Genomic DNA, 14,913 nt, shown 5'->3' with positions numbered 1-14,913 from the left:
TTTTTGTAGTAGTTAAGTAGTCAAGTAGTTAAGTAGTAAGTAGTCGATAGTATTGATACTTACTACTTAACTACTTGACTACTTAACTACTAAAATACTTACTACTGGGCTACTTACTACTAAATTACTTCACTATCACTTCATCAAACATCACTCTGGATTCCTGTCCCGGACGTACATGATCTTCCGGGCAAGCCCCTGGTCCTTTGGCGGTCACACGGATATAGCGTGCCTGTTTCCCGTTGATATTCAAAGACAGATCTTCCACAAAATTCCACTCCCGGAAGATCTCCTGAGGAGTAAAGCTTAATGTACCCACCTTCCTGAATTTACAGTTATCATCTGATATTTCTACTTCTATCGATGCCGGTTTATGTATTGCCATGCCATAATTTGTAATACAACCTACTGTAACCGTATGGAGTGTTTCCTTTTTCAATAAATCAATTGTGAAAGATACCGTATCACTTTTTTCCCAGGAAGCCCATTCATAATCTGTTTGTTTCAGGCTTCCACGTATTCCGTTGGTTACTACTTCCACGTTTTTATTATCTCCAAAAACAGGTTTACCGGTAGCCTTATTCCAGATAACAGGTAAAATCAATGTTTTTCCCATTTTCTTTTCACCCACAAAGGTAGCACACTTTAAAGTTTGTACGCCCCGAATAGTCAAATCCTTGGTATAACGGAGTGATTTTACTGAAGGCTCACTATCATCCAACGTATAACGAATTTCTACATCCGGACGTATACATTCCAAATTAACCTTTAAAGCTCCGTTTTCAGGTGTTATTGTATGCTGAATATTATACATTGAACGGGAATACCTCACTCCTTTAGCTGCAATATGGCAGTTATATACATCCAATCCTTTTAAAAAACGGTTCCAATCTTTCAATTCCGGTTTAGCCCAGCCCCCTTCGGCCACTGCTGCCAGACGCGGAAAGAGCAGATAGTCCACATCTTCGGGTTTATTGCAAAACTCAGTCCACATACAACCCTGTATCCCCATCAAAAGAGACTTATATTCAGGTTTCCAATCATCCTGTATCGGTTCATAATCAAATACATCCCTCAAAGTAATATTACCAAAATAGGTCACAGGTTCAAACCACTGAGGTCCCTGATAGCGTATCAGATACATAATACGCGCCGGAGTCATTATAAACCGGTGTCCCTGTTCTGCAGCCTTCAAAGCAGCAGTACCCAATCCCTGCCAGCCTAAAATGATGGTCCCGTCCGGTATAGTCGTATTCGTCAATTCATCCCAGCCTATCACTTCACGGCCTTTACTTTGTACATATTCGCACATCCGTTTCATAAAGTACCCCTGCAAATCTTCTTCATTGGCCAGATGTTCTTTTTTCATTCGTGCCTGGCAAAGCGGACATTTTTCCCAGTTCGTCTTTCTGGCCTCATCACCTCCCAAATGAATATAACGAGAAGGAAACAACTCCACCACTTCATCAATCACATCTTGTAAAAATGTAAATACACTGTCATTCCCGGCACAATAGATAACCTCAGCATGCGCACCTCCCAACCCGGGTAATACACCTATGAAATTCTTTACTACCGGACAAGCCAATCCGGGATAAGAGGCCAGAGCGGCATTACTATGTGCCGGCATTTCTATTTCAGGAATCACTTCTATCTGGCGATCGGTAGCATACGCTATTATCTCCTTCATGTCTTCCTGAGTATAAAACCCACCTATTGGAGTAGATTCTCCCAACATCGGATTCCTTCGGGAATGAAAAGGGACGTCGGTACGATCTACCCGCCATGCACCTATATCTGTCAGACAAGGATGTTTCTTTATTTCCAGGCGCCAACCGTTATCATCACACAAATGAAAATGGAGTTTATTTATTTTCAGCATTGCCATACAATCTATGATGCGCAATACATTCTTTTTGGGTATAAAAAAACGGGCAGCATCCAATAATAACCCGCGATAGCCAAAGCGAGGTTCATCACTAATTTTTACCGAAGGAATGGCCCAGTCAACATCTCCGCCTACATTTCTTGCATTCTCTATAGAAGCCGGCAGCAACATACGGATCGTCTGCAAGGCATAGAAGAAGCCTTTTACATCCGAAGCATTAATCACAATCTTATCCGAAGTGACATCCAACCGGTAAGCCTCACTCTTCAAGCTACGATCTGTTATAAAACAAACATCCCCAGTGTTACTTCCTTCTTTCAACAACGGAGTGAATCCGCCAGCACAAGTAAAAAGACCGATAAAATTACGAGCGATTTCCGCTTGCCCTGCATTCTCTACAGCAAATACCGTATTCTCCGAAAAACGATAGCTCCCCTCCCCTGGCACAACTTGCACAGGGGTGGGTACTATAGAGATCGTTTGTGTTAAATCTTCAGCCTGTACTGCTATGATAGGGGAAAACAGTAACGCTATTATAATTGATAAGGTGTATTTCATCATAAATCAATATATTCCTTTTTTACTCTTTATCTCTTTCCGGTGAAAAACGAACCGGATCGTTGTATTGCTCCTGCAACTTCAGCATTTCTTCTTTAAGTTCTCCCACTACAGGTTCATACTCTGCTTTTCCATATAAGTTATGCATCTCAGCAGGATCTTTCTGAAGATCATACAACTCCCACCAGTTTATATCATTATAAAAATGAATCAACTTATATCGTTCTGTACGAACACCATAATGGCGTTTTACCATGTGTTCGGCAGGATATTCATAAAAATGATAGTACAATGCTTTTCTCCAATCTTTGGGATGCTCTCCTCTCAGCAAAGGCAACAAAGATACCCCCTGGATATCATCAGGAACAGGAGCACCTGCCAACTCAAGAAAAGTAGGTGCATAATCAATATTCTGTACCATTTCCGTTATATCACCTTTCCGGTCGAATCCCTTAGGCAAACGCATTATAAGCGGAGTACGCATAGATTCCTCATACATAAAGCGTTTATCAAACCAGCCATGTTCGCCCATATAAAATCCCTGATCGGAAGTATAAACCACCAACGTATTGTCCAACATTCCCTTTTCTTTCAGATAGTCAAGTACACGCCCTACATTATCATCCAGAGATTTCACTGTCTTCATATAGTCACGCATATACCGTTGAAACTTCCAGTTGGCCAATTCTTTTCCTTTTAGATTCTGCTTATAGAAATCATCAATCACCGGACCATAAAACTTATCCCAGGCAGCCCGTTGCTCCGTATTCATACGTCCGAGGAATTTCTCATACAAAGATTTCAGTCGCGAGTTCTTCTCCGGACGAAGCATTTTCAGGTCATAGATCATGTCCATATCCTTCACAATACTCATTTCCTGTGCAGCAGCAGCCGGACGGCCTTCATAATCATCAAAGAAGTTTCCGGGAAGAGAAAATGTCTTATCTTCATACAGTGCCAGATTACAGGTATCCGCCATCCAGTTGCGATGAATAGCCTTATGGTGAATCAACAGGCAGAAAGGTTTATCCTTATCCCGTTTGTTCTCCATCCAGTCAATAGCCTCATCCGTGATAATATTTGTGACGTAACCTTGTTTCTGAATCGTATCATTATCCTGGGTGATAAAATCCGGATTATAATAATCGCCCTGTCCCGGTACTATCTCCCAGTAATTGAACCCTGTAGGCAGACTTTCTAAATGCCACTTCCCTACCAAAGCTGTCTGATAACCAACTTTCTGTAACAGCTTCGGAAAAGTTTGTTGTGCACTATCAAAAACACACGTCGTGTTATCATAAAATTTATTGGCACAACTATGCTTACCGGTAATCATACAGGCACGGCTTGGACCACTCAACGAATTAGCAACAAAACTATTGGTAAAGCGTACACCATCATTGGCTATACGATCCAGATTAGGAGTCTCCATATAACGGGTATCATAACAACTCATCATTTGAGCCGTATGATCATCCGTCATAATATATACAATATTATATGGTTTTGCTTCTTCCTTTTTTTGTTGCTGACAAGAAGTTACAGTAGCCAATGTCGCCAATCCGGCAAAGGGATAAACTATTTTTAAGTCTGGTCGGTTCATGGTAAAACAAGATTAATATAAATACAATAATTTCTCTACCCTTTATTATTTAGTAGTTCTATGTTTCTTTTAAATACAAATTTACGACAGCAGGTACTAATCCAATGTTCGAAAATAATTTTATATATTCCAAAAATGTCCCAAATGTGTCCTCTTTTGAATTTTATTTGAAAGAAAGAACAAAAACAATAAACGATAGCTCTTAAATAGAGTAGTAGCAAACTATGCTACTACCCTTGTTACAGAAAACAAAACTCTTTCGGATGTTTCTGCTGCTTCATTACAAATCAACAGAATAATAAAATTAGTATCCGTAATTTTGATCGCTGGCAGATATTGATTCGTTAGTATTCAATTCTTCCTGTGGTATAGGTAATCGCAAATTTTTCTTCAAGAAATTTTCTGTTAAATCTCCATTATTGAACAAGCGTTCTTTAAATCTATGTTCACCTAATTCCTTGTTCTCAACAATAGCTCTTGTAATATGATGATTATTCTGAATCTCCAATACTTTTTTCAGATATTCAGTACCTCGTCTGCGTACATCACAATACATCGTTTGTTCACCAGCCAGTTCTACCAAGCGTTCCCAGAATATTTTATCTCTTACCTGATCTTTAGTAAGATTAGTTTCCCAGTCCTTAGGATAAACAGCATTCGACGTACCTGATTGCCGCGCTCTCTGTAATACTTCTTTCACCAGGCTAATAGCCTTTCCCGTTTCACCAGATTCATTCAGTACATCCGCCATCATCAATAAGAAATCAGCATAGCGATATACAATAAGATTCATATGCGAATTTTGAGCAGTAGAATTTAAATCCATCGCTTTCTTATAATAAGACCATCCGTAATGTTCTCCGGTAGGTTGTACAAAACGTTTCACCAACTTATCATCAACCGCCTCTAATTCTTCAACTGTAGGATTAGTAGGATCGTTACATATACTATAATTTATTTCTACATTATGAGTAACCCGACCCTCTTTATAACTCAATTTCGGATAAGCAAACTGATTTTCACCATTACTCTTATTTACCCATGTTGAAAGAACAGTTGCACTATATCTCGGATCGTCCGGATAGGTACCTTTCAGATAGTCATGAAAAGCTTTTGAAATACGAATACGTCCCCATGATATACCGGCTGTAGAGTTTTGAGGAGCAAATATCCAACTTCCACGATTACCGGTAGTAGAAGATTCTGTTGAAAAATTGAGTTGAAATATAGATTCTTTCGAGTTTGAATGTTGTACAAACAAGTTTGAATAGTTTGGTTCCAATTGAAATTTTCCATATACAAATTCACATTGTTCCAAAGCTAACTCCCAATAAGTCTTATTACCCGAAGCTTGTTTTCCCTGACATGCCAAATACCAATATAGTTTAGCTAAATAAGCATGCGCTGCAAGTCCCGAAGCTTTTCCGGCATCTGCGGTTTCAGTCAATCCACCAATAGCATCTTTCCAATCACTTTCAATCTGTGCTGCAATCTCTTCTTCAGTAGCTCTCGGAATAGAAAGCGACTTGAGAGATGGAATTGTATTACGCAAAGGTACTCCACCAAAAGTAGTCAACAAATGGTAATATGAGAATCCCCTCAGAAATTTAGCTTGTGCTACTAATCCGGTTTTAAAGTCCTCGTCCAATGGGCTCTCTTTCATATTCTCTATAAAAAATGTTGTCTCTGAGACCGTTTTATATAAACTTCTCCAAAACATCTTGGTTATCACACAACCAGAAGATACATTCAGAGATACGTAACGGTCCTGATCACTGGCATTTGTCTGTGCCCATCCCAAACCGGATGCTCCCACCAGTAATTCCTGAGCAGCCTGCCCAAAACCATCATAAGTAGTCAACTGTCCATAACAGGAAAGCAGTGCCAACTGAGCTGTATTCTCATCCAAAAACACAGATTCACTATTCAAAGCATATTGCGGATCTTCATCCAGGCAGGAAGAAAAAGTACAAATAGCTAATAAGAAATATATTAATTTTAATTTTTTCATAATACCTGATTAGAATGTTACACTTAAACCAAAGATATAAGAACGTGACTGAGGAAATGAGTTCATATCAACGCCTCTTTTTAAACCATCGAATGCAAAAGTATTCACCTCCGGATCATATCCAGAATAATTGGTAATAATGAATGCATTTTTTACAGAAGCAAAAATGTTTATATTCTCGAAACCTATTTTACTGACAATACTTTTCGGCATAGTATATCCCAATGTTATATCCGAACATCTCAGGAAGCTACCATCTTCAATATATCTGTCAAGTACAGCTGAAGACGGATTTGTACTATTTACTCCCGGATAAAGGTTTGTAGGATTATCAGCCCTCCATATATTAGCATAAACCTCTTTACGAATATTATTAGATGAATTCTTGGCAGGCATAGCTTCATAGCGCAGATTACTATTTAATAAATCATTTCCGTAAACTCCATTAAAGGAAGCTGATAAAGAAATGTCTTTATAAGTCAATCTGGTTTGGAAACCATATGTAAAATCTGGATTCGGATCTCCCAAAATCACTTTATCATCTTCAGTAATCATACCATCACCGTTACTATCGACAAATTTAATATTACCCGGATCCGTACTCCCTGCAATCGTATTCTTGTTTTCACTTTTCTGAGGAACATCATCTCCCTTCTGAATTATACCATCTGTTTTATATCCCCAAAACAACCCCGGAGCTTTTCCTTCTATAAAAATATTTGCAACACCAAAATGGTCACCTATTGAGTTTCCTAAATAAGCAGAATATTGATTATTGCCATAAAAAGCAAGAGGTAATCCTAATTTTCTGATCTTAGAACTATTAAAGCCAATATTACCCGATACATTCCAGGTGAAATCTTTAGAACGGATAACATCTGCATCCAAAGATATTTCAAAACCTCTATTTGACAAAGAACCTTGATTCATCAGGATATTCGCAAAACCTGTAGTGAAAGAAACAGAACGATCGATAAGTAAGTCATCTGTACGTTTGTAATACCAGTCTAATGTACCAGACAGGCGATTATTGAATATAGCAAAATCAAGACCAATATTATAGGAAGTGGTCGACTCCCATTTCAATTCAGGATTTTGCAAATTACTTACAGCCAAAGCCAACTCTTTATTACCGTTAGCATCTGCATAATCAATTGTCTTTTTATAATTATAAAAACTATTGTATGGATCTATAGACTGATTTCCTGTCTGTCCATATCCTAAACGAAATTTCAACTGATCAATCCAAGGAGTATTTTCTCTGATAAAGTCCTCTTGTTCCATACGCCATGCCAAAGCTGCAGAAGGAAAGTATGCCCAGCGGTTGGATTTCACAAACTTACTTGTACCATCAGCACGGAATGTAGCCGTTAACAAATAACGTCCTTCAATAAAAGATAAATTTAAACGTCCCAGATAAGAGAGTAACTGATAGTCTTTCTGAATGGGTTGCTCTTCATTAATGGTACCTGCCATATGTAACCCTTTGGTACGGAACGAATGATTTTCAAAATTACGAGCCGAAGTAACTTTGTTCAAATATCCATAGTCATCATAAGTGACACCTACAGTGGCTGCAATATCAACAATGTTTTTAATCTTCGTATTGTAATTTACAATATTCTCAACCGTATAATGGTTCTTTTCCAAATTTGTCAGACCAAGAGAACCATTATCATTTTCTCCTTTAAATAATTGGAGTCCAAACCAGCGTCCACGATTTTGTGTAAAGATATCACCTCCTACACGTGCATTATATGAAAAACCTGCACCGATATTCCATGTCAGATCTGCCGAAGCTCTGAATGTTTTTTCTGTCGTAATATCATCATAATCATTAATCCAGCTCCATACAGTTGTTTTTTGTTCTGCCGACAGATTTTGCTCACCAGATGGAGCCACATATGGTGCCGAGTCAAGAGCTGTACGAGTAACAGATCCGGTTGCTCCCCCTCTGGTATCTCCTCCCGACATCATATCATTCTGTTTGATAGAGCCATTCAGTGCCAAATTAAGTTTCACGCTCTTAGACAAATCCATCGAAAGATTTGTACGCAGGTCACCCTGTTTTAAACCTGTATTATAAACAATACCATTGATATCTTTAAAAGAAGCAGAAACATAATAAGTAGTTTTATCGTTACCACCATTAATAGTGGCTGAATAATTCTGGGAAAAAGCACTCTGATAGATCTCTTTTTGCCAATTATGATAAGTTAATACATTGTAAGATTCCGGATTTTCAGGATCATACTCTCCACCGGAATAAATATAACGCACTTCATTGTTTTCAAAAAAGAATTGTGCAGCCTTTTCTCCCAGTTGCTCGTTACGAAAACGTCCATACTCTTCCAGATTCAACATATCTTTCAGTTTCGTAGCATTCGCTATTGTAAAGTTGGCACTTAAACTTACTTTGGGTTTCCCGCTCTTTCCTTTCTTCGTCGTGATAAGGATAACTCCATTAGCACCGCGCGAACCATAAATAGCCGTAGCCGATGCATCTTTCAGAATCTGGATATCTTCAATATCCTGTGGATTCAAACTGGTCAATGGATTTTGAGCTGTCTGAAAATCACCATCACCAAATGCACTGGCGGCAAACTCACCGGTTGAAGCCTGCGGTATGTTGTCAATTACATACAAAGGCTGATTATCGCCACGCAGAGAGTTGGCACCACGAATTGTCACCGAAGAAGCTGCACCTGGAGTAGCTACAGTGGCTCCAACATTTACACCGGCTATTTTACCTTGCAACAGATTATCAATGGAAACAACCTTTGCCGCTTCGTTCTGATCAGGTTTCAAAGAAGAAATAGCACCGGTAACATCGCCCTTACGAACTGTTCCATATCCTACAACTACTACCTCATCTAACACTTCTGAATCCTCAGCCAATTTGACATTAATAGTTGTTTGATTACCAACTTTTATTTCCTGAGTTTTATATCCGATAAATGAAATTACCAAAACAGCATTATTACCAGATACAGAAATTGAATAGTTACCGTCAATATCTGTAATAACTCCATTTGTAGTCCCTTTTACCAAAACATTTGCACCAATAACTCCTTCATTTGACTCGTCTGTGATCTGTCCTTTCACTACCTTAGACTGCTGCACATCGTCAACAGCAGCATGTAACGATAGAAAAGGAATAATCATAAACAGAGCAAAAGCCAATAAACTAAATTGCCATTTGTTTTTCATACGTTATTATATTAAGTTTCACTGTTATTTTATCTGTACTTTCGCTGTAGCTCCACCCGTAGAAGAACTTACCTTCAGCACGTATAATCCCTCCAAAAGGGAGTCTAATGAAAATCGAATTTGTTTTTCACCTATTGTACTATATACTTTATTACCGGATATGGAAAACAGATCACACACAACCTTGCCTTCAAAAGGTACGTCTACCTGAAAATTACCATCAGAAGGATTGGGATATACATTGATCTGAGCTGAATGCGGATACTTTTCTTTTATTATGCCTACAGGGTCTTTATCCACCTTTGTTACTAATGTATCTACATTGGAATGAATAGTCAGACTCAAAGCACGAACCAGACTCAACTCATTCTGTACACTCAAATCATTTCCCATATCAAAATACATACATCCACCAGTATTGTTATCAACCAATAACTGCATTTTCTTTTGTACCTCCTTCACACCATTGAATGTATAACTCACACCACCAATAGTACCTGTATTCGATTCTGGTGTCACTGTAGAAAAGTCCAAGTCCTTATATCCTTTTACATTTTTTGCAGAGTTATCACTCATAACAGCCGTTGTTGCCATAGAAAGGCGAATCTTTTCTGCAGGATAACCATAATTCACAGCAGTAGTATAAAATGAAGCATAAGCATCCCATACCAAACTACTCTTTCGTGGTCCATAATTCTGGAAAGTAACAAAGTCAACTGCTTCAATAGCATCCAAAGGCATTGTGTATGAAACCGGATGCAAACTTACACTAAAAATTTTATTATCCGGCATTACTGCACGTATAGCTTTTACCATTGCTCCATAAGATGCCCATTTAGAATTATTCGGATTATTATCCAACCACTCCAAATCAATATCCACACCATCACAATAAGGAAGTAACGCCTCAATTCCTTTAGCTATATTAGTGCGCCAAGATTCATTACCTATATAGTTAGGCCAGTTTTTATTTCCATTCGCGTCACTATCCGAACTGATCAGGCCTATTCTTATTTTAAATCCTCTGTAACCCTCATATAAATTCCGGGTCTGCTCGATCATTGCTTTCCAACCTCTGGAATTATATCCAATATTATTTTCCCGGTCGAATCTCCAATAACCATCAAAGAATATGGCATCGCTTCCACCACCCGGAAATTTTGCAGCAGATAATGTTCCATCCATATCTGAAGCAAAAGAAGTACGCGCATTTCTCCAAACCATCAAATCATCCATCTTTCCTATAAAACCGGAGCCTGCCATAGCATCGGCATTAATATCTTTGAGGGTATACATTACTCCGTTAGAAGGTCTTGTTATCGTTCCACTTGTAACTTTATTATTCACATAAAGGCGAATCGGATTACGGGATGAATTGGGATCCATTGTCACAGCAATATGTTGCCATTGGCCTACATTGAAAACGTCATTACACTCCATCTGCCATCCATCCGCTTTAATAACCAACTGTTTATTTTCATCTTTTCCCAGATATATACCAAATAAATTAGTATCACTCTCTTTTTGCTCAAATAAAACAGCATTCTCTGCCCATTCTTTCACATTAAACCAGCCTTCAATAGTTGCCGCTGCACTTGCTGGTGCCCCTTCACGAAGCGCTTTACCTAAATTCACTTCACCGGTGCCATCTAAAACTAAAATACCCGAACGTTCTCCATCCATGGCCAGATAGGCAGCTCCTCCTGTCACAGTAGCATCATCTAAAGCTGTCATCGTCACTTCACCGGTTTTCCCATTTACCGAAGCATTCAAAAAAATCAGATCATTTGTCAGTAAATGCATATCTTTATCTATCTGCAAACGGTCAGAATGACGATTAAAATCAGAATATCCACTCACAACACGATAACGGAAATAATCGTTATCTGTCACTTTTTCACGTTGAGCAATACCATTACTTAAAGTACCATGATGTGTAAATTTGTAGTCCACAATGTCCGGGCACTGTTCCTGGTCAAACTTGTAATACAAAACAAGATGTTCCCACTGCGGATGAAATTTATTAACCGTATTCTGAAACATCAAAAGCTCCTTACTATCACTCGGCATTGCAGTATTCCACAAACGAAATTCATCTAAACGCCCTTTAAAACCTTGACCTAACACCAGATTTTCATTAGATGAAGGCATTTGTAGTTTATTATTAGCATTCCACGTCTTCACTCCATTCACCCATGTATCTGCTCCATTTGCAAATACTCCTAACGAAACCTGTGTCCATCCATTGACAGAAATTCCTGTTACCGTAATTTCCTGATCTGCTACTTTGAAAATGATATTTCCCTGAACAGAGGATAATCTAACTGAAAATTCACTGGTCCCAGAACCCCGCTTAAAAATATAAGCACCCGTACTCCACTCCTGTGGAGACATCAGAAACTGAACGGCATATTCATTTTTTCCATCCACTTCAGATACTTGTCCACAAGTAACATAATCACTTCCTGAAAGTCTTAAAGCATAATTAACAACTTGTGCCTGTACCCAAGAGAAACAGAAACAACAGCCCACAACCAATGAAAATATCTTCCCTACCTGTCCCATAGTTATATTAAATTTAAAGAAATAGAAATTAAAAGAGGCCGGAACTATACCGGCACTCTTTTTCTTTGTCACCTGAAATAATATTCAATTGATTACAATACTACTTTAGTTGATTTAGTACCTACTTTTACAATATAAGCTCCTGAAGTCATTGGAATTTCCATAAATCCGGGTGTTGCTTCAGCACTGTAAACTAACTGTCCAACCAAATTATATATATAAACCTCTTCGCCGTTATTTGCATTATTTACATAGATTGAATGACGATCCCAAGCAACAAACGGAGCATTTGCATCTTCCATTGAGCCAATACCTACAGAACCACCACCTTCTGCCCCATTCGGTTTGTCCATACCATGCATAGAACCATCTGCATTCGAAGTACCTTCTGTATTTACAAAATCTCCTTCCGGATTTTTCACAAAAGTAATTTCATAAAGATATAAAGCGGACTGTCCCATCATTTGCCCCTCAAAACCAACACGAGCACGGAAAGGATCTGTAGTGCCAGTAACTGCACCAACTTGACATTGCCACCAACCGGTATCTCCAGTATACAATACTTCATTTTTTGATCCAAGCAGTTTATTATTACCACCACCGGAAACTAACTCTAAATTTATTTTTTTAGCACCTACAGCCAGACTGGAAGCTAATTTCATCTGGAAAGTGACACGATAATTGTTTCCTCCCTCAGCACTTGCCGGTCCAACAAATGCCAAGTTAAACCAACCCATAGATAAATTTCCCGTAGAAGCCGGACCTGCTACAGATGTAGGAGCATCCTTACCTTTTAATAATAAAAGATGTCCAAACTCACTATCAACAATAGAGAGGCCAGAGGATATGGCTTCTTCAGTTGTAATGTTCGCAGGAGCAACACCTGCCACAATAGAACCTGCTACATTCAATTCTGCAACACTGGGATTAGCCCCGGTTCCCCAATACATCTGGACGGGTCCTACCGGAAGATCTTTAAACTTAAATGATGCAGGAGTTACATCTTCTTGTGCGAAAACATTAGCAGCCATCATCAGTGCGACTGCTGAAAGGAGTACATTTCTTCTCATAATAATAGAAAATTAAAAGTTAATAATTTGACTCCAATCGTTCTTTACTGATTTTCACTAATCAAATATATAACGACTTTTGTCTTTGCAAACATATGACTTGATTCACAAATCGATGTTCAAAAACAACTTTTTATACTTCCAAAAACATCTAAATCACCCATTAATAGCAAGTTTTAGATATTCCTGGAAGTGAAAATAAGAAATAGTGGAGATTCCACAAATATGTATCCTAAAATCTCCTGCCCCTTATGTACTATGTTGAGTAATCAAAGCCTTCTGGAATGATTATATCATGATAGCAAACAGTATAATGAGACAATCGAATACAACAGAAAGTAATGAACAATCCTGGGCGAAAGGATTAATTTACCGAATAACCCTCTAATAGTTGTTTTTTCAACAACTATACCTTATTCTATTTTTCCCAATGAAAGCTATTTTATCTGGAAATCCTTTAAGAGAAGTAGCTTTACATCTTATAATCAACACTATAAACAATACATAATTTAGAATGAAAAAGTACGTATTTAATAGTGTATTAACTACTATCTTTTAGGATACAAAGTAACGTTACTTTGTATCCTAAAAGATAGTAGTTTTACATTGCTTAGGTTGTATATTAAAATTTCCCATTAACAATGTTAACAGATTTTCTATTTCATTTTTCACAAAAACATTACATACTACAAACTACTCATATTCTAAAATTATAAATTAATCATTATTTTATAGGCAAAACATAAATCATTATCATACTCTGTTAATAAAATAAATATGACCAAGATTTACTCCTTTGTCCGAAAACAATAATCGATCAGGGATTGTTGGTTGGACAGAGAAAGCAAAAGTTTTCAATCAAAAAATAGTATTAACTAAACGCTTCAATTATGAAAAAATTATTTTTAGCATTTATGATAGCGATAGCAGCTACTGGATTAAATGCCCAAACATTAAAAGGTGAAGGTTCTCTTCTTGGGAATGTAGGTTATCAGACCAATTATGAAAGGTTTGGATTGGGAGTACAAGGACGTTATGTAATAGCAAAAAATCTTCGGATAGCCCCGGATCTTACATTTTTCTTTCCTAAAGATAAAGTTACGGGATTAGATGTAAATATCAATTTTCATTATGTCTTTAATTTCAGTAAAGACGGGCAGGGATTTTCTGTTTATCCCCTTGCCGGGTTTGGTATGCAAAACAATTTTTATGGAAAACAAGATACTGAAATTGATGGGCAACATGTAAAAGTAGGCAGAGACAATACAAGTAAATTTGCCTTCAATCTTGGTGGTGGTATAACGCTGCCATTGTCTGAACACAGTTACTTAAATGCGGAAGCGAAGTTCATGTTTGCCCACGATGACAATGTCGTTATCATGTTGGGATACGGATATAAATTCTAAATACTGATAACTAAAGCTACACCAATCGCTTTCTGTACTTATAACTATGAGGCTATTTCCTTACGGGAGACAGCCTCTTTTCTGTGGTAAAGCTTCTATGGAGAAACGCATAAGGGAAAAGGGGGACATCCTTTTAGCATTCTGTCAAAATGATATTCTTAATCCTGTAAAATAAGATATTTAAGGCATAGTATGGGGTACTGTAAAAAATACCCGTATTTTCCCGGTTAGATAATTCAGATAGTTTGTATCATATTTCACTTCGTGTTAATATACTATGTATATCGTCTATTTATATTACATTTTATTTGCAAACAATTTACATATCAACCATCTTGCTATTTTCTACTTATACACATACTGAGGGCAACCAGCGAAAAAGAGCCTCTTTTGAGGACAAATAAACTTTTCCCGTAGAGCATCGGGGTGATCTCCGTAGAGTTTCGAGTCGTTCCTCGTAGAGCTTCGGGTCGTTCCTCGTATACTCTATTAAAACCAAATGTTTCCGCAGAATATTGCTTTAATAAATGTTAACTACGAAAGATATGTCCTTTCTTCACTATGTTTTCTTTTTCATTACAATTAATGACTGACTCTACTTT

General features: G+C 37.8%; 7 protein-coding genes. 1 reads left to right on the top strand and 6 read right to left on the bottom strand.

The features are described from left to right. Positions 1–124 precede the first annotated feature (124 nt). The 6 genes from ACESQI_RS01325 to ACESQI_RS01300 all read right to left on the bottom strand — a co-directional run bounded on the left by ACESQI_RS01325 (position 125) and on the right by ACESQI_RS01300 (position 12,905). Positions 125–2,449, bottom strand: coding sequence for a family 20 glycosylhydrolase (locus ACESQI_RS01325; RefSeq protein ID WP_373125380.1), 2,325 nt, complete (start codon positions 2,447–2,449; stop codon positions 125–127). Positions 2,450–2,468: 19 nt separating this feature from the next. Further along, positions 2,469–4,049: a sulfatase gene (locus ACESQI_RS01320; protein WP_002561142.1), complete on the bottom strand. Its 1,581-nt coding sequence runs from the start codon at positions 4,047–4,049 to the stop codon at positions 2,469–2,471. A 304-nt stretch (positions 4,050–4,353) separates the two neighbouring features. Then, the gene (locus ACESQI_RS01315; RefSeq protein WP_002561141.1) at positions 4,354–6,060 is read right to left on the bottom strand and encodes a RagB/SusD family nutrient uptake outer membrane protein; all 1,707 of its coding nucleotides are present in this window, start codon (positions 6,058–6,060) and stop codon (positions 4,354–4,356) included. A gap of 9 nt (positions 6,061–6,069) precedes the next feature. Continuing rightward, the gene (locus tag ACESQI_RS01310) at positions 6,070–9,270 is read right to left on the bottom strand and encodes a TonB-dependent receptor (protein ID WP_002561140.1); all 3,201 of its coding nucleotides are present in this window, start codon (positions 9,268–9,270) and stop codon (positions 6,070–6,072) included. Positions 9,271–9,294: 24 nt separating this feature from the next. Further along, a complete protein-coding gene (locus tag ACESQI_RS01305; RefSeq protein ID WP_231373124.1) occupies positions 9,295–11,907 on the bottom strand; it encodes a LamG-like jellyroll fold domain-containing protein in 2,613 nt (870 codons plus the stop codon). Between the two features lie 20 nt (positions 11,908–11,927). Beyond that, positions 11,928–12,905, bottom strand: coding sequence for a T9SS type A sorting domain-containing protein (locus tag ACESQI_RS01300; protein ID WP_002561138.1), 978 nt, complete (start codon positions 12,903–12,905; stop codon positions 11,928–11,930). Between the two features lie 890 nt (positions 12,906–13,795). Here ACESQI_RS01300 and ACESQI_RS01295 point away from each other — a divergent pair. Beyond that, positions 13,796–14,311, top strand: a complete 516-nt coding sequence (locus tag ACESQI_RS01295; protein WP_002561137.1) for an outer membrane protein — start codon at positions 13,796–13,798, stop codon at positions 14,309–14,311. The last annotated feature ends 602 nt before the right edge of the window (positions 14,312–14,913 follow it).

It is taken from the genome of Bacteroides sp. HPS0048 (assembly GCF_964240755.1).
In the GTDB taxonomy this organism is placed as follows: Bacteria; Bacteroidota; Bacteroidia; order Bacteroidales; family Bacteroidaceae; genus Bacteroides; species Bacteroides nordii.
Note: the sequence above shows the minus strand (reverse complement) of the source record. Positions and strands in the feature narration are given on the sequence as shown.